Raw genomic sequence first — 23,109 nt, 5'->3', positions numbered from 1 at the left:
CCGTCTCAGTAAGGAGTTCACGCTCCTTCTTTGGCGGTTTTTTTCTGTCTCCGGCTTCTACCTGTACGCTATACTTGTGTGGATGGATATGATATATACTGTCCAAAGGCAGCACGGAAGAACAGGACCCTTGTTTGGCACCGTGATACGATAGATGCAGAGGAGATGGCTGGCAATGGAATGGCTGAACCGCATGAAGGATGCTTTGGATTATATGGAACAGCATATAACGGAACCGATGAATATGGATGAGATCGCCAAAACGGCATGCTCTTCGCCATTCCACTTTCAGCGGTTGTTCAATATGCTGACCGGAGTGACCGTCGCCGAGTACATCCGCAAGCGCCGGCTGACGCTCGCTGCGCAGGAATTGGCAATGACGCAGCCCAGGGTGCTGGATGTCGCGCTCAAATACGGCTACGACTCGCCGGAGGCATTCACCAAAGCGTTCCGCAAGGCGCACGGCATTACGCCCTCGGCGGCGCGCGAGCCGGGGACGGTCCTGAAGGCTTTCCCCCGCCTCTCCTTCCATCTATCCTTGAAGGGAGACAAAGAAATGGATTACCGTATCGTACACAAAGAAGCGTTTAACGTAGTCGGCAAAACGATGGAGACCTCCTGCCGCGATGGAGAGAATTTGCGGGAGATCCCGCGCTTCTGGCTAAAATGCAACGAGGACGGCACGTATAACAAACTGCTTGAGCTGGGAGAGGGCGTCCATGATCTGCTCGGGATATGCGCCGAAATGAATCACGAGCAGGAGACGCTCACTTATTGGATCGCCGTAGAGAACGACGCGCCCGCCCCGGACGGTTACTCCACGACCATCATTCCGGCCGCAACCTGGGCCGTCTTCACCTCCATCGGTCCCATGCCAAATGCAATTCAGAGCGTATGGGCGCGGATCTTCCAGGAATGGTTCCCCGGTACTGGCTATGAACACTCAGGTGGTCCGGAATTCGAGCTGTATCCTCCGGGAGATCCTTCTTCGGAAGATTACCGCTGCGAGATATGGATTCCGGTCATGACAAAGTCGTAATAAAGTAAAGGAACGAGAACCGGCTGGGCACATGCTATTTTTGTGTTCAGCCGGTTCTTTCGCTGTACCATTAATTCCCGTTCGCTGATAGAGACAGCCGGAGGTTTTAAGGTTTATGATTGCGCTTAAGCTTGTTATAATTGGATAGAAGCAAGGTATGTATACCGATTGAAGAGTATCCGATCATCCTGTGAAGGAGAGTTTCATGCCTAACGTAAAGATTGTTACAGACAGTACATCCGATATCCCGCAAGGCTGGAAAGAATCCTATGATATCGGCGTCGTCCCGCTGTATGTCGTCTTTGAGGACGCCACGTACAGGGACGGTGTAGATATCACGCCGGACGAGGTGTACCGGAAGGTAGCCGCAGCCGGCGCGCTGCCCAAGACGGCGGCCCCTTCGCCTGCCGACTTTATGAACGCCTTTGCTCCTGCGATTGAGGAAGGCCGCGATATCGTCTATCTTAGCCTCTCTTCAGCCCTGTCCTCCACCTATCAGAATGCTTGTCTTGCCGCAGAGGAATTTCCGCCCGGACGCGTTAAGGTAGTGGATTCTGGCACATTATGCGGAGGAATCGCTCTGCTGGCCGTGAAGGCGGCAAAGGAGGCTCTTCGCGGCCGCAGCTCCGGCGAGATTGTCTCCATGCTGGAGCAGGGCCGCGGACGGCTCCGCACCGAGTTCGTTATCGACACGCTGGACTACTTACATATGGGCGGCCGCTGTTCGGGCATGCAGAACTTTATCGGCAGTCTGCTCAAGATTCGTCCGGTACTTCGATTGGCCAACGGCAGCATTATCCCCGTGAGCAAAGTCCGCGGCAAAAAGGAAAAAGCGGTGGAGCAGATGCTCTCTCACGCCCTGTCGGACATTGATCGGATGGACAAGGAACTGCTAATCGTCGCGCATACGCAAGCTGAGAAAGACGCCAAGTTTCTGGTTGACGCCCTTAAGGAGGCTATAGGAGCGGAGGAAATTGCCGTGATCGAGGCGGGCTGCGTGATTGGCAGCCACTGCGGGCCGAATACCGTCGGGATGATGTACCTCACGAGCGACAGCCTCGATACGAAATAATTCTATGTACTAATGCCGGAAACCTCCGCTGCCTTAATCAAAGGACCGGAGGTTTCTTCATCATGTGTATAATAAGCCTGGTACTTCCGCCTCTTCTTTCACGAAGGGCAGCATGAATCTAAAGATGGAACCGCGCGCTTCCTCGCTCTCCACAAAGATCGTCCCGCCCATCAGTTCCACGAGCTGTTTGCAGATTGCGAGTCCCAAGCCCGTCCCCCCGTATTTGCGGTTAATCGATGGATGTAATTGAGAGAATGACTGGAACAGCAGGCCGAGCTTGTCCTCGGCAATGCCGACGCCGGTATCCCTTACGGAGAATTCAAGCAGATAAGTCGGTGATTCCGGAAGCAGAATGTTCTTGACAGACAGCGTCACGCTTCCTTTCTCGGTGAATTTCAGCCCATTGCCGACCAGATTAACAATAATTTGCCGAAGACGGCTCGGGTCGGCCTTGATCATCTCAGGCACACTTGTATCCGCCCACCAGCGTAGCGCCAGCCCCTTCTCCTCCGCCTTTGGAGTGAACAGGTCTATAACGGCGCCGAGCATCTCTCTGAGGTCGAACTGTTCGGGCTCCAGCGGCATCTTGCCGGCTTCAATCTTGCTGAAATCGAGAATATCGTTCAAAATATTCAGCAGACTGTAGCTGCTGCTTCGCAGAATCTCCGCATACGTCCGCTGATCTTCCCCCAGCTCGCTTTCCAGCAGCAGATCGGCCATCCCGATCATGCCGTTCATCGGCGTCCGGATTTCATGGCTGATCATGGCCAGAAACTCTGACTTTGCCCGGGAAGCCTGCTCTGCCGATTCTTTAGCCCGGATGATTTCTCTCTCGTTCGTAATATCGCTGAAGGCAACCACCACACCTTCAATATGGTCATGTTCCATGATCGGGGATACTGTGTAATTCACCCAAAAGCTGGTGCCATCCTTACGCCAAAAAATTTCCTCATTCATGCTCCGGGGAGACCCGTCCTCGATCGTCATCATAATCGGGCATTCCTTCGGACAGTAGCTGGAGCCGTCGGGCCGGGTATGGTGAATATGCGAAAGGCTGTGGATGCCGATAATCTCTTTGCTGGAGTAACCAAGCATAAGCATTGCGGTTCTATTAATGAAGATGATCTTCCCGCTTCTGTCGAGTCCGAAGATGCCTTCTGTAACCGAGTTCAAAATAAGACTTCGTGAATCCCGAAGCCCGGAATCTCTCTCTGGATGAGTGGTCCCCGCCTCGGCCGCGTCATATACTGCCGAACCGTTCACGTCCGTAATATTCCGGATAACGGCAAATATGCCGACCACTTCGCCCTCCGCTCTGACCGGAATATAAGTCAGTTCCGCCGAGGCGACGACGCCGGATTTTTTGATAAACTTTAATTGACATGAGGACTTGTCGCCCTCGCAGGCAAGAGAAAAATGGCGCCCGGCTTCGGTCCGGCTTCCGAACAAAAGCGCTTTATTCTGAATCCCCGTAACCTCCCTGAAGGAGTAACCAGTCAGCCGTTCAGCGGAACGGTTGGCGCCGATGCAGCGGCCCCGAAGATCCAGAACGTAGATGCAGTCCGGATTCTGCTCGTACAATTCTCTATACACGCCTTCTTCGGCAATTAACTGTTTTAAAACAGAAGCCTTATCCTTATCCTTATGCACAGTCCACATCCTCTCTTAACAAACCGTAACGCCTCTGCAAAGGGCATTTAAGGCGGGCACTTTGCCAGGGAACCCTGTGCGTCACTACACCCATAATCCAATTCGTAAGCGCTGCCACCGATCCGACAGTCGAGAATCGTCTAATAATGTAGAATCCGAGTAGAGGTAAGAACATTATAGCAAATATTATAGAATATTTACCGGATATTTTGTTAACTTTCATGGTAAGGCTGGCTCATATTTGCAGGGATCTCTCCATATACATCTTGTGAACGGCTCTGCCGCTAACAGGATTTACAGGTGGAAAGGAGATGGGTACATGCCCAGCGATGAGATACAGGCGCTTGAGAAGGCTATAGCCGAGATTACGGAAATCGCCTCCGGGTTCGGCCTGGATTTCTATCCCATGCGCTACGAAATTTGCCCTGCCGATATTATTTATACGTTCGGAGCTTATGGAATGCCGACCCGTTTCGGTCATTGGAGCTTCGGAAAGACGTTTCACAAAATGAAATCCCAGTATGATTTCGGGCTGAGCAAAATATACGAATTGGTCATCAACTCCAATCCGTGCTACGCCTTCCTGCTTGACGGCAACTCTCTGGTCCAGAACAAGCTGATTGTCGCCCATGTGCTGGCACACTGTGATTTTTTCAAAAATAATATGCGCTTCTCGGAGTCTAACCGCAATATGGTCGAGAGCATGTCGGCCACAGCCGATCGGATCGCCGAGTACACCGTCAAGTATGGGACGGACACGGTCGAGAGCTTCATCGACGCCGTTCTGGCCATCCAGGAGCATATCGATCCCAGCCTGATTCGGCAGAGCAAGCCGGGCAATAGCCGTCTTGTGGAGGGGCGGTTGAAGGAGCGCCGGGAATCGGCACAGGACATCCTCGATGCCAACCCTTATGAGGAGCTTTGGCAGCTCGACAAAACCGAAGCCTCCGCCGAGAAATCCGGAACCGGACACAAAGCCTTCCCTCCGGAACCGGAGAAGGATGTGGTCTGGTTCATTCAGCATTACTCCACTGCGCTGGAGGACTGGCAGCGCGACATTATGACGATGCTGCATGACGAAATGCTCTACTTCTGGCCGCAGATGGAGACGAAGATTATGAACGAAGGCTGGGCTTCCTACTGGCATCAGCGCATCATGCGGGAGCTGGATCTGACGGCGGAGGAGACGGTCGAGTATGCCAAGCTCAATTCCGCGGTCGTGCAGCCCTCCCGTCAGAGCTTGAACCCGTATTATCTGGGCTTGAAGATCTTAGAGGATATCGAGCGCCGCTGGGACCGGGACAAAATATTCGAGGTGCGCGAGCTGGATTCCGATATTTCCTTTATCCGCAGCTATCTGACCAAAGAATTGGTCGAGGATCTCGACTTGTACGTCTTCGAGAAGAAAGGCCCCGAATGGAAAATCACCGACAAGGCCTGGGAAAATGTCAGGGATCAGCTGGTACAGGCGCGGATCAACGGCGGTTCGCCCTATCTGGTCGTCCAGGACGGCAACTTTGAGCGCAACGGCGAGCTGTACATCGCACACCGCTATGAGGGCATCGAGCTGGACCTGAAGTACCTGGAGCGCACACTGCCTCATATTTACTCACTGTGGGGCAAGACCGTCCATCTGGAGACCGTCATCGAAGACAAAAAGGCCTGCTTCTCCTATGACGGCAAAAAGGTGCTGCGTAAGTTCGTCTAAAGTTCATGCGTATGCGCCGTAAAAAAGACTAATGGCCCGGGGACTCGTCGTCCTCGGGCCTTGCTTTATGGAAGCTGTTCACTGCATTTACTCGTTGCCGGCATCCATATCAATGACCTCCACGTGCTTCGGCCCGGAACTTGCGCCCGGTGACGGGCTGGGAGCCGCCCCGAAGCTTGCCCCTGGCGTGATGCCCGGAGATGAGCCGGGACTTGCAGCCGGCGATGGGCTGGCCTCCGGAACGGTTTTCGAGAATCCCACGCTGATCTTGTTGATTTTGATCGCTTTTTCGGCGCCCGAGTAATCGTTGGGATGAAGAGAGGTCTTCAGATTGAAGGCATAGCCGTAGCCTACCTTCTCATTGTAGAACCTGAACGTCATTCTTCCACGGCTAGTCTGCTTGTCGATCATTTGTACGCTTTTGTGGCCGCTGTAATCCTCGAATTTAAGAACGAGCCAATCGGCGGCGGCCATCGAAGAAGCATCATAGTCCACCTGGATGTCGACATACGATTCCTCAGGCAGCGTGATGAACTGTCCGTCGGTAACGACGATTTCCCCGCCGCCCGCAAGCGGAATTTCTTTATCTTTCGTAATCACGATTTTTTGATCCCCCGCCGAGGACTTGTCGATGTAATTTTTATAGGTCAGTATTTTCTTTTTCAGCGCACTGTCCGACAGAGAAGTTCTCTCGTACCTGCTGCTGAACATCTCCCCATTCTGGGAGGTCAGGCTGTACAGCTGTCCGCTGTTATCCACCTGATACACGGTCCCTTTCACAGTCGAGTAGAAAATATCGCCATTATAATGGGAGGCAAACAAGATCGGCGAATCTTCGGTATATTTCCGGAACACGCTTCGGCCAGTCGTATAGGCATCCAGGTCAGGGTCCGCATAATCCAGGAGCGAGAGAAGAATATCCTTCTGCCCGTAAACGCCGCCGTTGATGACTTGACCGTCAATGTCGGGCGAATACGCCGCGAAAATCCCCCAGTTCGAGCCGTAAGGCTGGTCATTCACCCCATGCGATTCGTCGGAGACGAACAGCACTAGAGTGTCTTTGGCAAAGCTTGAATGGTCGATATAATCAATGAAGCCTGACAGCGCCTCATTCAGATAAGCCACCGCCGCCGCCTTGCGGCTCGGATACTGCTTGGCGTAATCATCCGACACGGCGTAGGGATGATGCGTTCCAACCGTCAGCATCGTGGCAAACCACGGCTTGCCTTTACCATTCAGTTCATCGATATATTTTTGCGATTGCTCGAAAAAGGCTTTGTCATCGGGTCCCCATCCGAAAGGAACATATGGACTCTTGAAGTTCTCCCCTCCGATTACCGTATCGAAGCCCACAGCCGTCATAAAATCACCCTTGGACATATACTCCAGCTCCGCTGCCTGGATAAAGGCCGTATTATAGCCCCGGTGCTTTAGCAGCTTCGGGAGAAGCTCTTCCCGGTAGCTGGGGTCTTTTTGCAAATATTCATAGGCCTTGGGTGTGGACGCGTCCATCTTGGGATAGTCTCCGCTGACCAGCGAGTACATTCCTCTTATCGTCTGGTTATTGTGAGTGATGTAGTTAGGGAGAATGAGGCTGTGGTCTTTGATTTTGTCCAAGCTGGTCATCTTGATATCGTTAGGGATGTCCAAAAACTCCTGATTGACAGGCGAATAAGCCCCCGGGATGCCTTCCATGACGACCATCAGAATATTTTTGCCCCCCGTACGGTTGTTCAGCAAGTATTCGCCGTCTTTGAGCTGCTGAGACGTATTGATCTGCCGCTCGATATCCGCAGGGTAATCCGTCAGCGCTTCTTCATTAAAGGTCAGCAGAGCAACGGAATTGCGGATCGAAGCGGATACAAAATTGCCGTTCTTCCAATCTCCGCTAGAATGAATGGCAATGGCAAGATAGAGAATCGACAGCCCGCCGAATGCCAGAAGACTGTACCTTCTTTTGTTAAAGGGAACCCGCGATAGCTTCCGTAGAAAAAAAATCGAAGCCATGAGTACGGCCATCAGCAGGATGGAATAAACCGGGAAACTGATGTGAAACAACGTGCCTGTAATAAATTCCTTGTCCGACGCCATCGTAATATCGTTAAGGTTAACCACATGGTCCAGCGCATAAATGTATTCGACATTCGCCAAATGGAAAATCCCGAGCACCAGCGCCGCAAGATACGAAGCGATGAGATTCGCCTTTGAAAGCGCATATAAAATAAGCAGGACTAAAATCCCGATGCCGATATCTTTCAGGGCTCCAGCATAAAGCACGTTAAATTGCACATCGATATCCTTCTGCCGGTACAAGAGGATACGCCCATAAGAAAAGAGGAGTAAAAAAAGAATGGAGGGTATGGTGTAGAATAGCTTTTTCATAGTTTTCGCCCCTGTCAACAGTACAATGAATCTATTATATATGATATTGCGGCTGTGGAGGCGGAATTTTTAATATTGAAATGATCATATATCATCAAAAAAGGACCGCTGGCGGCAGCGGCCCTTTTTACCGATTTACGGCATTATTCGGATTGGTTTAAGCTTAGCGGTTCAGCAGGCTGCCCACGTACCGGAGCAGTTCATTGGCGCAAATCGGGCAGTAGCCATGCTCCTCGATAAGACGGCGGGACACCTCGTTGATCCGCTTCAGTTGGCTCTCATCCGGGGTTTTGGACGAGGTCGTGATCTTGACGATATCTTTGAGATCCGCGAACAGCTTCTTCTCAATCGCCTCCCGGAGGCGGTCGTGGTTGCTGTACTCGAACTTTTTACCTTTGCGGGAATAGGCGGAAATTCGGATCAGAATCTCCTCCCGGAAAGCCTTCTTGGCATTCTCCGAAATGCCGATTTGTTCCTCGATGGAACGCATCAGCCGCTCATCCGGCTCCATTTCTTCATCGGTCAGCGGATCGCGGATTTTGGCCCAGTTGCAGAACGCCTCAATGTTGTCGAGATAGTTCTCGAACAATGTCTTGGCCGATTCCTCAAAAGAGTAGACGAACGCCTTCTGCACCTCGTTCTTGGCCAAAGTATCGTATTCTTTCCGGGCAATGGAAATGAAGTTCAAATACCGCTCCCGCTCCTCCTTCGTAATCGAAGGATGCTGATCCAGACCGTCCTTGATCGCCCGCAGCACGTCAAGCGCGTTCATGCACTCCAGATCGCCCTTGATCAGCGCGCTGGAGATGCGGTTGATGACGTACCGGGGATCAATGCCGGACATGCCTTCGTCCAGATATTCGTTCTGCATCTCCTTCAGATCAGCTTCCTTGTAGCCTTCAACTTCTTCGCCGTCGTACATCCGCAGCTTCTTGATCAGATCCATGCCCTGCTTTTTGCTCTCCTTGAGCCTTGTCAAGACGGAGAAAATCGCTGCTGCGCGCAGCGCGTGGGGCGCGATATGCACATGCTTCATGTCGCTCTGGGCGATCAGCTTGGCGTAAATTTTCTCCTCTTCCGCTACCTTCAGGTTATAAGGCACAGGCATGACAATCATCCGCGACTGAAGCGCCTCATTCTTTTTGTTGGAAATGAACGCTTTGTACTCCGTTTCGTTCGTGTGGGCGACAATCAGCTCGTCGGCGCTGATCAGAGCGAACCGGCCGGCCTTGAAATTGCCCTCCTGCGTCAGCGACAGCAGGTTCCACAGAAACTTCTCGTCGCACTTGAGCATTTCCTGGAATTCCATCAGTCCACGGTTGGCCTTGTTCAGCTCGCCGTCGAACCGGTAAGCCCGGGGATCGGATTCCGATCCGTATTCGGTAATGGTCGAGAAGTCGATGCTGCCCGTCAGATCGGCGATATCCTGCGACTTCGGGTCGGACGGACTGAAGGTTCCGATGCCGATGCGCTCCTCTTCCGATAACAGCACCCGAACAACCCGTACCTTCTCAATGTCGCTGCCGTATTCATTCTTCAGCCGCATCTGGCATGAAGGGCATAGGTTGCCCTCGATACGCACGCCCAGCTCCTTCTCGATCTCCGGACGAAGCTCGCCCGGGATCAAATGCAGCGGCTCCTCGTGCATCGGGCATCCTTCAATCGCGTATACCGCCCCTTGTATCGTACGGGAGTACTGTTCCAGCCCGCGCTTCAGCAGCGTAACCAGCGTTGATTTGCCGCCGCTTACCGGACCCATCAGCAGTAGAATCCGTTTGCGAACATCCAGCCGCCGCGCGGCCGAATGAAAGTACTCCTCCACCAGCTTTTCGATGGCGCGGTCCAGTCCGAAAATCTCCTGCTCGAAAAATTTGTAACGCTTGCGGCCGTTAATTTCCTCGACACCATGCGATTTGATCATGTCATACACCCGGGAATGGGCCGTTTTGGCGGGAGTGGGATCTTTTTTTAGCAGTTCTATATATTCCTTGAAGGTTCCGCTCCACGCCATACGTTCGTTCTCTGCCCGGTACGATGCTATACGTTCAAAAATGTCCATTGCTCGCTGCCTCCTCACCTTGCGCTCTTGTGACCCTCGCGTGATGTCTGTTCGGGCTTCGCCCGGTTGCCCTAGCCTGAATATCCGCCTGCCTGCCGCCGTCCCTTCCGACGCTTCCGCCGCCCAGCGGAGTTTGCATTCGAAAAGTGTAATACATACCTATGCGAGAAGGCCGAAATACTGACCTCTTTTTTGATGTGCTATAATAGAGAATCAGCTGCAAATGTAACAAAGGAGACAAACTATGGCGGTAAGGCACGAAACAGAGCTGTATGCTCCTTTAAAAAAATTTTTTGAACAACAAGGCTATGAGATCAAGGGTGAAGTGCGTTCATGCGACCTGGTCGGCGTCCGGGGAGATGGAGAACCGCCGCTGATTGTGGAGATGAAGAAGACCTTCAACCTCGCCTTGCTGCTGCAAGGGGTGGAACGGCTGAAGCTTAGTCCGGCGGTGTATTTGGCGGTCGAGAGATGCCGGGAGAAAAAAGGGGCCGCGAGCCAGCGCTGGGGGAGCTTAAGCCATTTGTGCCGCCGCCTGGGGCTCGGTCTTGTCACCGTTGTCTTCTACAAGACGAAGGCGCCGCTGGTGGAGGTGCTGGCGGAGCCTGAGGCGCCAGCGGGTCCGGCCCGGGGCGGCGGGCGGCGGCGGGAGCGGCTGCTCTATGAGTTCCACGAGCGAAGCGGGGACTACAACACGGGCGGGAGCGCGAGCGTGAAGCTCGTCACCGCCTACCGCGAGAAGGCGCTGCGCGTAGCCGCCGCGCTGGAGGCGGCGGAGCGCGAGGCCGCTCTGGCAGCCGCCGAGGGCGCGGCGCCGGTGGATGGCGGCGGCCCGATTGCTTCCGCTGGGCCTGTCCGCGCGCCTATTGTCGGCGCGCTTCCGAAGGGCGTGACGCCGGCGGAACTGCGCCGGCGCAGCGGGGTGCCGGCCGCAGCCGCCATCCTGCAGAACAACTACTACGGCTGGTTCAAGCGCATCGTCCGCGGCCGGTATACCCTTACTGCAGATGGAAGCGCGGCGCTGCTTGAATACGCCGCCGTATCGGTCTCGCAGTCGGTGGCTGATCGCAGATCCTCAGCAGAGAAGTCCAACATGCAATGAAAGAACCCATTCTCCATAGCCGATATGGAGAATGGGTTCTTCGATTAACGCATTGTTAAGCCTGTAGCGCGTGGTCCCCGCATTAACTGCGGGCTGTAAATTCCGAAATGGCTTCGCTCATCAGATTCATTCCGAGCAGCAGCTCATCGCGGCCAGGGTGGCTGAAATTAAGGCGGATATATCGGCTGCCGCTGCCGTCCGCCGTACAGAGCGGCCCCGGAAGATAAGCCACGCCCTTGCGCAGCGCATTCTTCAGCAAGACTAAAGCATCCAGTCCGTCCGGCAGCGATACCCAGAGGAACATTCCGCCAGAGGGCAGATCATAGGTGCAGTCCTTCCAGGCGGGACGCTTGAGCAGCTCCACCATCAGCTTCAGCCTTGTATCGTATTCGCGGTTCAACATCGCAATATGCTCTCGTAAATCGAACGCGGACGCATGCAGCAGATGGTACAGCAGACGCTGGTTCAGCGAGCTTGACTGCCAATCCGCCATTCCCTTGGCGGCCGCCATTACTCCTACAAGCTCCCGGCTGCCCGCCGCCCAGCCCGTCCGAAGGGCAGGCGCAACCGTCTTGCTGAAGGAACCGATATAGAGCACATGCCCGCCCTCACCCGCGTTCTCGAGCGCATATAGAGAAGGATATTTGGACGCGATCCGACCCTGACGCTGAAAATGAAGGTCTCCGTAGGAATCGTCTTCCACAATAAGCACATTATGCGAAATGCATAGCTCCAGCACTTCTCTGCGTCTTTTCAGGCTCCAGAGGATGCCGCTCGGATTCGTGAAGCTTGGTGCGGCAAACAGCGCTTTGGGCCGGTTGCTCACGATGAGTTCCTTCAAATGCTCCGGCAGAAGTCCGTCATGGTCGCCCTCGACCGGAATAATGACCGCGCCCTGCATCCGCAGCACCTGCAGAAAGCCGGGAGACGTAGGATTCTCCACAAGCACACGGTCGCCCGGATCAATGTATACCCGGGACAGCAGGTCTACCGCCTGCTGGCTGCCTGTTGTCAACAGGACGCCGTTCTGGGGAATATGTACTCCCTTGTCTCTTAGCCAGTCGTCTTCAAGCCACTCCCGCAGGGGCCCATATCCTTCAGGATCTCCGTACTGGAGCGCCTGCGCGTCGGCCGAAATCACGGTTGAAGCCGCTTCGGCCAGCAGGGACAGCGGGAACAATTCTTCCGCCGGCAGCTCTTCAGCCAGCGAAATTATGGAACCTCTGCGTGTCTGTGTCCGAATGCTCAGAAGCGGCGAAGTCATCAGCGTGTGCGTACGAGCGGAAAAATCGTATTTCATGCGGCGCCCCCCCTTTATGCTTTCATGAATGCATATTCCGGAAGATGCCGCATTATGCCGTCCCGCCGGATACTATGCATACATGGGTCTGATCTGATGTGAATACAGCGCATATTTCTCGATCGCCTGCGCCCGGGTTGAAACTTCGAGTTTAACATAAATCTTGCGTAAGTAATTGTCAATGGACCGCCGGCTTACATCAATCTCAAGCGCGATTTTATCATAAGTGACCCCTTGAACAATTTGTTCCATAATGAATCTCTCGGTCGCAGTCAGCTTCAACACGGCATCGCCCTCCTCGGACGGATAGATCGGCGAAACCACCGTCCCCAGCCACCCGAGCGGCATGGACAGAAATCCTTCACGTAATCCTCCGATCAGCTGCAGCAGTTGGCTCGGCGACGCCCCTTTGGATAAGACGCCGCTGGCTCCCAGCTTTAAGAGCGGCTGAAACAGTTCTCTGCCTTCTCTATCGGTCATCACGACAAAATGGGAAGGCGGAGCACTTTTTTTCATTTCGGGCAGTATCGTCTCAATCAGGTCATCCGGCATGCAGTAGTCAAGAAGCACCAGTTCCGGTCGACTTTCCCGCACCCTGGCGGCTCCTTCCATCCAATCACTGTAAGTTCCAAGTACAATCAGATTTCCCGCTTCTTCCAGAATCAATTTCGTTCCCAACATACTCGTGGGATGACAGCCCATAATCACTACCTGCCAAACCTTCATCATTAAAGCCCAGACCTCCTGATACTATGTAATTTACCCAGACCAAAGCGCATGTCGGCATTCTCCGGGTAATGCAAGAAGAGAAACGATCTCGTGATGTACTCCGCCTTTTTTCCTATACGCTACTACATACATGGATGCTTTGCAGAATCTAGTCAAATTGTAACGCACCGCTTTCTAAGGATGCAATTACTTTTTTCCTGATTCTTCCTCTACCCTTTTTGCGAAACTAGCATAATTCTGGTAGAATAAGGACTCAAAAAAAGGTTCGAGGTGATTATGAATGCAGCCGTCAATGAAATCGCCGGACGCGTATAGATCCCGCGCCGCGACGAGAAACGGCTCCTCCGTCAAATGGTTCCTGCTGTTCTGGCTAGTCGTGATTGCAGCCTGCGGCTTCACCGTATACAGCTACATGAATCATTTGAAGGATCAGCTGCTGGGGCAGCTTTCCACGCAGAATCAGAAGCAGCTTTCCCTACTTCAGTCGGACTACGAGAAGAAACTGGCGGTTTTATCGAAGGAAATCAGCGAGCTGCAGGACAAAGTGCAGTCGTTCAATGAACTCCTTACTTTTACTAAGGATAACGCCAGCACCAAGACGGACAACAGCAATAAGCTGTACACCCAATTAAGCGAGGTTCGCAAGCAGCTCGACGCTTTACAGAAAGAGATGGATCTGCTGAAATGATAACACCGGTCAAAAGAGTGAACCGTTTCTTTATGCTCGTTACCGCACCGTTCATCGGCCTTCTGCTGTGCCTGTCGCTGTACAGGCCGTCTCTTACGCTGAATCTGGAGACGCAGCGGTTCTCGCCTTCCGCGGGTCCTGTGCAGCTGACATCCGGTATCAAAGACCAGTTGGGCACTGCTCAGGCCTCCGCCACCTACACGATCAAATCCGTGAGTGCGAGTGCGAAGTTGTACAAGGAAACGACCGCCGCGATGAACGCGCTTGTGGATAAGGCCATGACACAGGCAGGCCGCCCGCAGTCGATATACAATCGGCGTATTACGGCCAAGCTCGGCTTCCCGTACGATGTTATTAACAGCAGCCGGATTCGAATCGAGTTGTACCGGGTCAATCCCGGTAACTATACAGGCTACGCGATGAAAATCAAGCTCAAGGATAAGGCCGCGATGACCATGAGCCTTGGGCAGGCAGGTCCCGGCAGTTCGGAAACGACCCTTCAGGCGGTTAACCGATACGGGGCTGTCGCCGGCATTAACGCGGGAGGTTTTGCCGATCAAGACGGCAGAAGGTACCCGCTCAGCACCACGATTGTGAAAGGGCAATATGTAGCCGGCTTTGAATCCAGCTATAAGGATTTAAGCTTCGTAGGACTTAGTAAAGAAGGACGGCTGATTGGCGGGAAGTTTTACAGCCGTGAGCAGCTCGACAAGCTGGAACCGGCGTTCGGAGCTTCCTTTGTGCCTGTGCTGCTGCAGGATGGCTTCAAAACGGAGATACCCGTAAAATGGGAGACGTCGCCAAGGCGGGCGCCGCGCACTGCGATCGGCAGATACAAAGACGATCAGCTGCTTATCATCGTTGCCGATGGCTACAATGAGAGCGGCAGCTCGGGAGCCACACTGGAGGAACTTCAGGACAAGCTGTATCAGATGGGTGTAACGGATGCGTATAATCTGGATGGCGGAGGTTCCTCGTCGCTCGTATTTGACGGAAAAGTCGTGAACAGGCCGTCCGATGGCACTCTTCGGCAGGTGCCGACAAGCTTTTTGTTTTTCAAATAACAGAACCAATATTACTATCAATGCGGCATATCACAATATCATTTATTTTTATTCGTACCCCGGCTATAATGGAAGTAATGACAATATTTCCATTCGGAGGTGTCCGCATGTCGTTCTCATTGACCTTTTGGATTATCTTCCTTGTATTTCTGCTGTTTCTGACCGGGATTCTCACCGCCTCTTATAACGACGACAAGACCAAGGGCCTCTAAAGGCTAAGCTTCCTTCGGGTAACGGAGGGGGCTTTTTTTATGGACAAAAAAGCAGGAGGGGAATTCTTCACCACCGGAAATTCGCATCTGCTAAAAGAATAACGCCGCAGGGATGCGGCGCTCTGCTTCCGGCGAATACGCTTGCTACATGAAGCGTTTCGGGAAGATTCTATATTGCTCAAGCATGTCTTTGCAGTTGGGTCATTTCTCCCATACACTGTCCACAAATATAGCGATCCTTATATTCGCTAACCTCTTCCATGGAACCGCAAAATACGCATTTTGGACGATAACGCTCCAAAATAATATGGTCGCCCTGAACCAAAATTTCAACAGGGTCCCCCTCATTCATTTGATACCTTTTACGAAGGGATTTAGGCAGAACAATTCTGCCAAGCTGATCCACTTTGCGAACTACACCAGCAGGCTTCATCTAACGCACACCTTTCCTATTCAACTGATTCATGATATTTCCATTCCATTGATTATTTCGATACAAAATTGTCGAATCCTGCTGATAATAAATAAATTTCTGTAACATATTTAGGTCAGACCCGGAAAGCTCAGCTGCCGGAGCGCTTCATATACAATAATTGCCGCCGAATTAGACAAATTCAACGATCTTACATCTCCGGTCATCGGCATGCGCATCGTTGTTTCCCATCCGGCCTTTAGAATACTCTCGGGCAATCCTTTCGTCTCTTTACCAAACACAAAAAAATCGCCGTCTTGAAAAGAATAATCGCTATACCGCTTGTCCGCTTTGGTCGTTGCATAAAAGAAACGCCCCTCCGGATACATCTCCAGCACTTCTCCGAAGGAATCGTGATATTCAATGTGAACGGCATGCCAATAATCCAGCCCGGCCCGTTTCAGGGTGGCATCGTCGGTGCGAAAGCCAAGTGGCCGCACCAAATGCAGATGGGTGCCGGTTGCCGCGCAGGTGCGGGAAATATTACCCGTGTTGGCCGGAATCTCCGGCTCTACCAGTACAATGTGAAGTGCCATGCAAATATCTCCTCCTGATCCAAGTTCCAAGCGCGGGTAAGAACCCCCCAAAGCGAAGCCTACGCACAAGCGCATGCTCCTGTTACTTTGCGGGGGATTTCGAAAGATGTGTTCATTCGTTTAGAAGACCTTCCGCCGGTGGCGGAAGGTCTTTAAAATTCCTGCTAAATGGTTAATTAACCTTGAGTCTTCTGGAAGTGATTCATGAAATCGGTCAGCGCTTTGATGCTCTCATAAGGAACAGCGTTGTAGATGGAAGCCCGTAAGCCTCCAACGCTGCGGTGTCCCTTGAGGCCGACGAAGCCTTCCTGCTCCGAAGCCTTGATGAATTTCTTCTCCAGCTCTTCGGATTGCATCCGGAATGTAACGTTCATGATGGAACGGCTGCCCTGCTCCGCTACACCGCGGTAGAAACCGCCGCTGCCGTCGATAGTATTATACAGCAGTCCGGCCTTATCGCGGTTCTTCACTTCGATTCCAGCCAGTCCTCCCTGCTCTTCAATCCATTTGAGCACTTGGTTAACCATGTAGATCGAATAGGATGGCGGCGTGTTGTACAGAGAGTTATTTTTGTAATGGGTGCTGTAACGCAGGATTGTCGGAATGTTGGAAGGAGATTCGGCAATCAACTCTTCCTTAGCGAGCACGACGGTTACACCCGAAGGTCCGAGATTTTTCTGTGCACCGGCATAAATCAGTCCGAACTTGCTAACGTCGAAGCTGCGACTCAAGATATCGCTGGACATATCCGCGATCAGCGGAAGAGATCCGGTATCCGGGAATTCCTGATATTGGGTGCCTTCAATTGTTTCATTGGAAGTAATGTGCAGATAAGCAGCGTTATCGGCAGGCTTGATCGATCCAAGTTCCGGAATAGCCAGGAACTTCTTGTCTTCAGACGTTGCCGCAACATGCGCTCCGCCAGCGATCTTGGCTTCCTTGAACGCCTTGTCAGCCCAGCTACCTGTCATTACGTAGCTGCCGACTTTGCCTTCGGAGAGGAAGTTCAGCGGAAGCATAGCGAACTGAGTGGTGGCTCCGCCTTGAATGAACAATACTTTATATCCGGTCGGATTGCCCAGAAGCGAAAGCAGACGTTCCTGCGCTTCATTGTGTACGGATTCATATACGGCTCCGCGGTGCGACATTTCCATAATCGACATCCCGGTCTCACGGAAATCGACGAATTCCGCTTGTGCGCGCTCCAGCACCTCAAGAGGTAATGCTGCCGGGCCGGCGTTAAAATTATATGCTCTCTTGCTCAAAATACTCCCACCCTTTCTCTTCTATCAATATGGTTATGATAGCAATAATCTAACATGGCAGCAAGTATAATTATTCACATATCCGCGTATTTACATCTCGAACGGGCAAGAACTCCGAATTTTGCCACTTTAATGCAGTGCATTATAAAATAACAAACTGAAATCCTCGAATTACCGATACTACGGCCCCGAGAAATGAGACGGGAATCAATCGCTTTATTGCCAGAAAAGCCGGGACTTATGCACTAGACCTACTTAGGACGCTCTCCTTTGAATCGGAAACGGCGAGGAGTTTTAATATCACAAATAAAGAAGCCATCTCACATTATCCGTGAGAATGGCTTCTTGTGGAGAGCAAGCGTTCCGTCTGCACGGAATGCTTATTATTAATTCTTATACATCGAAATACAGGGAGTATTCATGCGGATGCACGCGAATAGCTACTTCTTGAGCCTCGCCGCGTTTCAGATCGATGTAGTTGTCAATGAAGTCTTTAGTGAAGACGCCGCCTTCTGTCAAGAATTCGTAGTCAGCTTCCAAAGCGTCCAGCGCTTCGTTCAGGCTGCCTGGTACGCTGCGGATTTTCGCTTTTTCTTCATTTGGCAGTTCGTAAATGTTCTTGTCGAGCGGGCCATAGCCAAGCTCAACCGGATTGATCTTCTTCTTGATTCCGTCCAGACCAGCCAGCAGCATTGCGGAGAAGGCCAGGTAAGGGTTAGCCGTGGTGTCCGGAGTACGGAACTCGATGCGGCAGCCTTTAGGTGTTACGGCAGCTACCGGGATACGGACTGCTGCGGAACGGTTACCTTTAGAGAACACCAGGTTAACCGGAGCTTCGTAACCAGGAACCAGACGTTTGAAGGAGTTCGTGCTCGGGTTGGTCAGAGCGATCAGCGCCGGAGCATGATACAGGATACCGCCGATGTAGTTCAGAGCCATTTCGCTCAGGTTGGCATATCCGCCTTTTTCATAGAACAGCGGGCTGTCGCCGTTAAAAATCGATTGGTGAACGTGCATGCCGCTACCATTGTCGCCAAAGATCGGTTTTGGCATGAAAGTTGCCACTTTGCCGTATTGACGGGCAGTGTTTTGCACGATGTATTTGTAAGTCAACAGGTTATCGGCTGTCTTCTTCAGTGTATCGAAGCGGAAGTTGATCTCAGCTTGTCCAGCTGTAGCAACTTCATGGTGATGACGCTCGATAACGAGTCCTGCTTCAGCCAGCAGTCGACACATTTCACTGCGGATGTCCTGTTGAGTATCAACCGGAGCAACCGGTACATAACCGCCTTTGATGCCGACTTTGAAGCCAAGGTTGCCGCCTTCATCTTTACGGTTCGAGTTCCAGACCGCTTCTTCGGAATCAACGAAGTAGGAAGAGCTGTTCATGCCGCTCTCGTAACGAACATCGTCAAAAATGAAGAACTCGGATTCAGGCGCGAAGAATGCCGCGGTGCCTACGCCGCTCTTTTGCAGGTATTCTTCCGCTTTAACAGCGATACCGCGCGGATCACGCTCATAACGCTCGCCGTCAGGAGTGAAAATGTCACACATAATGTTGAGCGTAGGGTGAGCAGTAAAAGGATCAACGTATGTAGTGCTTGGATCCGGCATCATAACCATGTCAGACTCTTCAATTCCGCGGAAACCGGCGATGGAAGAACCGTCAAAAGCTACACCATTTACAAAAGTCTCCTCGTCAACAGCAGCAGCCGGCAAAGCAATATGATGGGCCCGTCCACCCAAATCAACAAAGCGGAAATCTACCCATTCAATGTTGTTCTCTTTAATCGTTTGCAACACTTTTTCAACCGACATTAAATTTTTCCTCCCTAAGTTCCGAACATTAAGCCGTACCCACCATGCAAATGTCTCGGTTTAATTTTAACTGTCGTCATTATAAAACTCAAACCTTACATCGTCAATGCTTATGTAAGGTATTTTTTATGCCAATGTGAGATATTCTTACGCTTTAGTGAATTATTTATACAAGGGCGTATAAGCGACTAATTCCGCTCTGGAAATAAAGCAAACAGCCCTTCTTCCGCAGGTTAAGCTGGAAAAAGGGCTGCCTGTATAAGATTTATTTATTTAATGGTAATTGCTTCCTGTGTGGAGAATTTCTTACCGACAAGCGGTGCCAGCTTCTCCAGATCCTGCAGCAGATTGCTGAACTGATCCGGGAACAGGGACTGAACGCCGTCACCCGTCATGGAGTTGTCCGGATCGGTATGCATTTCGATAATCAGGCCGTTGGCTCCTGCGGCAACAGACGCCTTAGCCATAGGCTCTACCAGTTCGCGGCGTCCCGTTCCGTGGCTCGGGTCGGAAATGACAGGAAGGTGGCTGAGGCCCTGAAGCACCGGAATGGCCGACAGATCCAGCGTATTGCGGGTGTAGGTCTCGAAGGTGCGGATACCGCGCTCGCAGAGCATAACATCACGGTTGCCGCCAGCCAGAATGTACTCGGCCGCATTCAGCAGTTCGTCGTATGTCGCGCTGAAACCGCGTTTCAGCAGCACGGGACGGCCGCATGTTCCAAGCGCGCGAAGCAGATCAAAGTTCTGCATATTCCGCGTGCCCACTTGGAGAATGTCGGCGTATTCCGCACACACGTCAACATACTCCGGCGTCATGACCTCGGTGATGGTCAGCAGGCCGTGACGCTCTCCCGCTTCCGCCATCATCTTCAGACCTTCCACGCCGATCCCTTGGAAGCTGTAAGGGCCGGTGCGTGGCTTGAATGCCCCGCCGCGAAGAATTTGCGCTCCCGCCGCTTTCACCAGTTTTGCGATTTCGTCGATCTGCTCGGGCGATTCCACTGCGCACGGGCCGCCCATGATAGCGAGATGCTCTCCGCCGATCTTAACTCCCTTAACCTCGATGACCGTGTCGTCCGGATGAAAGTCTCTGCTCGCCAGCTTGTAGGACTTGGAGATTTTGACCACATTCTCTACACCCTTCATTTGGCGAAGGTGCTCGGCAAGCTTCGGGTTCACGCTGCCCACCAGACCGATAACCGTACGGTCCGATCCTTTGGACAGATGCACCTGGAGGCCCTCCTTCTCGATCACTGCGATAATATCGTTAATTTGTTCCTCCGGAGTTTGATTCGATGTAATAACGATCATCTGATTCCTTCCTTTCCAATCCTGTATGGTTTAATGTTTAATTGTTTGCATTCGCTATTTTACTACGACGCTTTTAAGCTTTTATGCTTTTAATCACTAAAGCAATTCTATGCGATAATCTGATTCCCGTCAACCCCTTCTGCAAAATAAATATTCCAATGGTGAAAAGTTTATCATGTAGACTACAAAAAATAAATATGTAAACGCCCTAAGCCGCCAGGGACATAAGGCGCTGAAACACGAAAAATCGAATAACTTATGTTTGAGAAGACTGCTTGGCCTTGAACGGCGGCAGCAGCTTCGCCATGTTGACCGTACGCTTGATCTCCCATGTTCCGGGATCTGCCGGGTCATACTGCTCCAGGTAGGCTATGACTTCCTTCGTGATCGGCGTTGGCGTTGACGCGCCTGAAGTGACGGCCACTTTCGAGACGCCCTTCAGCCATTCAAGTTTCAGCTCCGATACGTCAGCAATACGGTGTGCCGGAACACCGGCAATCTCCTCGGACACCTGGGCCAGCCGGTTGGAGTTGTTGCTGCGCGGGTCGCCGACGACAATGACGAGATTGGCCTGACCAGCCTGTTCCGCTACGGCCTCCTGCCGTATCTGCGTTGCCATGCAAATCTCGTTATGCACCTCGGCGCCGGGAAAAGTCTCCAGCAGTTTTTTCATAATATGCTTGATATCCCACTGGCTCATCGTCGTCTGGTTTGTAATGACAATCCGGGAATCAGCCGGCAGGGTCAGGGAGGATATCTCGTCTTCCTTTTCGATCAGATGCACATGCCCGGGAGCGATGCCCATGGCACCTTCCGGCTCAGGATGGCCTTTCTTGCCGATGTAGATGATTTCGCAGCCTTCCGAGACTTTTTCGTGGATGAGATCATACGTCTTGGTAACATCCGGACAGGTGGCGTCGACGGTCGTCAGCCCTTTCTCACGCGCTCTCCTGCGCACCTCCGGCGAAACGCCGTGAGCGGTGAAGATAACGGTGCCGCTGTCAATCTTGTCCAATATGTCCAGGCGGCTGCTGCCATCCACCGTAATAATGCCCTCATCCTCAAAAGCATGGGTAACGTGGCTGTTATGGACAATCATGCCCAGTATATAGATCGGCCGGGGAAGATCGAGATTTTTGGCGGCCTGGCGGGCCATGACCATGGCATCAACCACGCCGTAGCAGTATCCCCGGGGAGAAATTTTGATAACTTCCATTGTGCTTCACCAACCTTCTGCAACATTATATCCTATTCAAGCGGAGCAGCAAAGAGCAGAGGCAGCCATATCACGAACGTTGTGCCTTCGCCCTGGCGGGTCACTACCTCAACCGATCCTCCGTGCTCATCAATGATCCATTTGGCTATGGACAACCCGAGTCCGATGCCTTCGGTTATGCCCCGGGATTCGTCCGCCCGATAAAACCGGTCGAAAATATGCGGCACTTCGTCTTTTTCCATACCGATGCCGGTATCCTTAACCCGTATGCCTACCTGATGCTGATAAACTACCGCGTCGAACGTTACTTCTCCGGACGGCGTATATTTGAAGGCATTGTCAATAAAAATGAACAGCATCTGCTGCAAATAATCCTTGTTTCCCAGCACATATTTGCCATTGAGGCCCGACAGGTCTCCCGTAGTCCACTCCGCCTCCCGGGGGAGGAAAGCGGCGCGGCGAGCCACCTCATTCATCATCGGTTCTAGCGCTATCGGCTCCTTCTCGAAGGTGCGGCCCGTATCGGCTCTGGCCAAAGACAGCATATCGGCGACAAGCCGGCTCATGCGCTGCGCCTCGTCCGCGATATCATGTACGGATTCCACCGAAATTTGCCGTATTGCCGCTTCATCCAGCAACGGATTTTCTCCAGGCTCGAGTTCCCATACCTTTTGAAGCAGTTCGATGTTGCCGCGAATGGTCGTCAGCGGCGTGCGAAGCTCATGCGAAGCATCCGACACGAAACGGCGCTGGGCCGCGTACGAATCCTCCAGATTCTTGTAAAACCCCTCCATCCGGCCCAGCATACTGTTCACCGTCCGGATCAGCCTTCCGATTTCATCTGGTGGCCCGTCGTATTCAATCCGCACACTGAGGTCGTTGCCGGTCTGAATACCTTCAGCCGCTTCGATCACCTTGCCGATCGGGCTCATCGCCTTGCGGGCCAGAAATAAGCCAAAGGTAAAGGCGGCAATCAACGTGGCAAATGAGCCGGTGATCAGGATCGTCTTCAGCCGGTCCAGCAGCTTGTCCTGTTCCCCGGTATATGCCGCCATTTGCAGAACAGCCGCCGGATTGTTATCGTAGCCCTCGATATTGACCGCCTTTTGATAAATCAAAAAATGGTAGCCTCTGTAATAGGCATCTTTAAATTCTCCATCCTGGAGGTTCTGCTGCGCCGGAATATCGAACCGCAGATCAATTTCCTTTAAATTCAAGCTTCGAATTAAATTACTACTGTCGTAAAAGTACATTTGTCCAAACAGATTCTGGGCATCCACGCTTTTATCGAAAGCCAGATCCAACGACCCGTCGGAGTTCAGAACCTGATGTAGCGTAAGCTGTTCCGCCTGTTTGTGAAGCCTGTCTTGTAAATCCCCGTACGTATTAATATAGAAAAAACCGAAAATGGATGCTGAAAAGGCCAGCAGCATGACGGCTAATATTCCCGAATACCATGCGGTCAGCCGCAGCTTGATCGACAT

General features: G+C 52.3%; 18 protein-coding genes. 6 read left to right on the top strand and 12 right to left on the bottom strand.

All coding sequences use genetic code 11. The annotated features are described in order from the left end of the window. The first annotated feature begins 175 nt into the window (after positions 1-175). Entirely contained in the window at positions 176-1,039 is an 864-nt protein-coding gene (locus tag PDUR_RS09115) for an AraC family transcriptional regulator (protein ID WP_042205992.1), read from the top strand. A 205-nt stretch (positions 1,040-1,244) separates the two neighbouring features. Then, positions 1,245-2,111, top strand: a complete 867-nt coding sequence (locus tag PDUR_RS09110) for a DegV family protein (RefSeq protein WP_042205991.1) — start codon at positions 1,245-1,247, stop codon at positions 2,109-2,111. A 60-nt stretch (positions 2,112-2,171) separates the two neighbouring features. Here PDUR_RS09110 and PDUR_RS09105 read toward each other — a convergent pair whose 3' ends face one another. Further along, positions 2,172-3,761 carry a PAS domain-containing hybrid sensor histidine kinase/response regulator gene (locus PDUR_RS09105; RefSeq protein ID WP_052410137.1) on the bottom strand — a complete coding sequence of 530 codons (1,590 nt, stop codon included), beginning with the start codon at positions 3,759-3,761 and terminating at the stop codon, positions 2,172-2,174. Positions 3,762-4,080: 319 nt separating this feature from the next. On the opposite strand from PDUR_RS09105, the gene PDUR_RS09100 reads away from it, so the two are divergent. Beyond that, positions 4,081-5,469: a SpoVR family protein gene (locus tag PDUR_RS09100; protein ID WP_042205990.1), complete on the top strand. Its 1,389-nt coding sequence runs from the start codon at positions 4,081-4,083 to the stop codon at positions 5,467-5,469. An 87-nt stretch (positions 5,470-5,556) separates the two neighbouring features. Here the strand turns inward: PDUR_RS09100 and PDUR_RS09095 are convergent, their stop codons facing one another. Both PDUR_RS09095 and PDUR_RS09090 read right to left on the bottom strand, forming a co-directional pair. Continuing rightward, positions 5,557-7,851, bottom strand: a complete 2,295-nt coding sequence (locus PDUR_RS09095) for an LTA synthase family protein (protein ID WP_052410136.1) — start codon at positions 7,849-7,851, stop codon at positions 5,557-5,559. Positions 7,852-8,014: 163 nt separating this feature from the next. Then, positions 8,015-9,910: a PrkA family serine protein kinase gene (locus PDUR_RS09090; protein WP_042205989.1), complete on the bottom strand. Its 1,896-nt coding sequence runs from the start codon at positions 9,908-9,910 to the stop codon at positions 8,015-8,017. Positions 9,911-10,154: 244 nt separating this feature from the next. On the opposite strand from PDUR_RS09090, the gene PDUR_RS09085 reads away from it, so the two are divergent. Further along, positions 10,155-11,012, top strand: coding sequence for a DUF2161 family putative PD-(D/E)XK-type phosphodiesterase (locus tag PDUR_RS09085; RefSeq protein WP_042205988.1), 858 nt, complete (start codon positions 10,155-10,157; stop codon positions 11,010-11,012). An 82-nt stretch (positions 11,013-11,094) separates the two neighbouring features. Here PDUR_RS09085 and PDUR_RS09080 read toward each other — a convergent pair whose 3' ends face one another. Continuing rightward, the gene (locus tag PDUR_RS09080) at positions 11,095-12,312 is read right to left on the bottom strand and encodes an aminotransferase-like domain-containing protein (protein WP_042205987.1); all 1,218 of its coding nucleotides are present in this window, start codon (positions 12,310-12,312) and stop codon (positions 11,095-11,097) included. A gap of 72 nt (positions 12,313-12,384) precedes the next feature. After that, positions 12,385-13,041 carry a response regulator transcription factor gene (locus PDUR_RS09075; RefSeq protein ID WP_042205986.1) on the bottom strand — a complete coding sequence of 219 codons (657 nt, stop codon included), beginning with the start codon at positions 13,039-13,041 and terminating at the stop codon, positions 12,385-12,387. A 280-nt stretch (positions 13,042-13,321) separates the two neighbouring features. Between PDUR_RS09075 and PDUR_RS09070 the strand changes: the two genes are divergently transcribed. Then, complete coding sequence (locus tag PDUR_RS09070; RefSeq protein WP_042205985.1) at positions 13,322-13,729, top strand: hypothetical protein; 408 nt, start codon at positions 13,322-13,324, stop codon at positions 13,727-13,729. Next, entirely contained in the window at positions 13,726-14,793 is a 1,068-nt protein-coding gene (locus PDUR_RS09065) for a phosphodiester glycosidase family protein (protein WP_042205984.1), read from the top strand. Before PDUR_RS09070 ends, PDUR_RS09065 begins: the two co-directional genes overlap by 4 nt. Before the next feature lie 390 nt (positions 14,794-15,183). Here the strand turns inward: PDUR_RS09065 and PDUR_RS27885 are convergent, their stop codons facing one another. From PDUR_RS27885 to PDUR_RS09030, 7 genes are all read right to left on the bottom strand, one after another. After that, a complete protein-coding gene (locus PDUR_RS27885) occupies positions 15,184-15,438 on the bottom strand; it encodes an AbrB/MazE/SpoVT family DNA-binding domain-containing protein (protein WP_081949449.1) in 255 nt (84 codons plus the stop codon). 110 nt (positions 15,439-15,548) lie between these two features. Beyond that, entirely contained in the window at positions 15,549-16,013 is a 465-nt protein-coding gene (gene trmL, locus PDUR_RS09055; protein ID WP_042205982.1) for a tRNA (uridine(34)/cytosine(34)/5-carboxymethylaminomethyluridine(34)-2'-O)-methyltransferase TrmL, read from the bottom strand. A 176-nt stretch (positions 16,014-16,189) separates the two neighbouring features. After that, the gene (gene serC / locus PDUR_RS09050) at positions 16,190-17,281 is read right to left on the bottom strand and encodes a 3-phosphoserine/phosphohydroxythreonine transaminase (protein WP_179945200.1); all 1,092 of its coding nucleotides are present in this window, start codon (positions 17,279-17,281) and stop codon (positions 16,190-16,192) included. Between the two features lie 390 nt (positions 17,282-17,671). Beyond that, entirely contained in the window at positions 17,672-19,096 is a 1,425-nt protein-coding gene (gene glnA / locus PDUR_RS09045) for a type I glutamate--ammonia ligase (protein ID WP_042205980.1), read from the bottom strand. 269 nt (positions 19,097-19,365) lie between these two features. Beyond that, positions 19,366-20,409, bottom strand: a complete 1,044-nt coding sequence (gene aroF / locus PDUR_RS09040) for a 3-deoxy-7-phosphoheptulonate synthase (protein ID WP_042205979.1) — start codon at positions 20,407-20,409, stop codon at positions 19,366-19,368. A 256-nt stretch (positions 20,410-20,665) separates the two neighbouring features. After that, entirely contained in the window at positions 20,666-21,625 is a 960-nt protein-coding gene (locus PDUR_RS09035) for a 4-hydroxy-3-methylbut-2-enyl diphosphate reductase (RefSeq protein ID WP_042205978.1), read from the bottom strand. 32 nt (positions 21,626-21,657) lie between these two features. Further along, entirely contained in the window at positions 21,658-23,109 is a 1,452-nt protein-coding gene (locus PDUR_RS09030; RefSeq protein ID WP_042205977.1) for a sensor histidine kinase, read from the bottom strand.

The organism is Paenibacillus durus, assembly GCF_000756615.1.
GTDB lineage: Bacteria > Bacillota > Bacilli > Paenibacillales > Paenibacillaceae > Paenibacillus_AQ > Paenibacillus_AQ durus.
This window is presented reverse-complemented; position numbering and strand designations above follow the sequence as displayed.

Excerpts from the sequence above, each read along its gene's own strand:
- PDUR_RS09065 (WP_042205984.1), top strand. The coding sequence starts at position 13,726 with ATGATAACACCGGTCAAAAGAGTGAACCGTTTCTTTATGCTCGTTACC.
- PDUR_RS09030 (WP_042205977.1), bottom strand. The coding sequence starts at position 23,109 with ATGTCGATCAAGCTGCGGCTGACCGCATGGTATTCGGGAATATTAGCC.
- PDUR_RS09070 (WP_042205985.1), top strand. The coding sequence starts at position 13,322 with ATGCAGCCGTCAATGAAATCGCCGGACGCGTATAGATCCCGCGCCGCG.
- trmL (WP_042205982.1), bottom strand. The coding sequence starts at position 16,013 with ATGGCACTTCACATTGTACTGGTAGAGCCGGAGATTCCGGCCAACACG.
- PDUR_RS09100 (WP_042205990.1), top strand. The coding sequence starts at position 4,081 with ATGCCCAGCGATGAGATACAGGCGCTTGAGAAGGCTATAGCCGAGATT.
- PDUR_RS09080 (WP_042205987.1), bottom strand. The coding sequence starts at position 12,312 with ATGAAATACGATTTTTCCGCTCGTACGCACACGCTGATGACTTCGCCG.
- PDUR_RS27885 (WP_081949449.1), bottom strand. The coding sequence starts at position 15,438 with ATGAAGCCTGCTGGTGTAGTTCGCAAAGTGGATCAGCTTGGCAGAATT.
- PDUR_RS09110 (WP_042205991.1), top strand. The coding sequence starts at position 1,245 with ATGCCTAACGTAAAGATTGTTACAGACAGTACATCCGATATCCCGCAA.
- aroF (WP_042205979.1), bottom strand. The coding sequence starts at position 20,409 with ATGATCGTTATTACATCGAATCAAACTCCGGAGGAACAAATTAACGAT.
- glnA (WP_042205980.1), bottom strand. The coding sequence starts at position 19,096 with ATGTCGGTTGAAAAAGTGTTGCAAACGATTAAAGAGAACAACATTGAA.
- PDUR_RS09085 (WP_042205988.1), top strand. The coding sequence starts at position 10,155 with ATGGCGGTAAGGCACGAAACAGAGCTGTATGCTCCTTTAAAAAAATTT.
- PDUR_RS09095 (WP_052410136.1), bottom strand. The coding sequence starts at position 7,851 with ATGAAAAAGCTATTCTACACCATACCCTCCATTCTTTTTTTACTCCTC.
- PDUR_RS09090 (WP_042205989.1), bottom strand. The coding sequence starts at position 9,910 with ATGGACATTTTTGAACGTATAGCATCGTACCGGGCAGAGAACGAACGT.
- PDUR_RS09115 (WP_042205992.1), top strand. The coding sequence starts at position 176 with ATGGAATGGCTGAACCGCATGAAGGATGCTTTGGATTATATGGAACAG.
- PDUR_RS09075 (WP_042205986.1), bottom strand. The coding sequence starts at position 13,041 with ATGATGAAGGTTTGGCAGGTAGTGATTATGGGCTGTCATCCCACGAGT.
- PDUR_RS09035 (WP_042205978.1), bottom strand. The coding sequence starts at position 21,625 with ATGGAAGTTATCAAAATTTCTCCCCGGGGATACTGCTACGGCGTGGTT.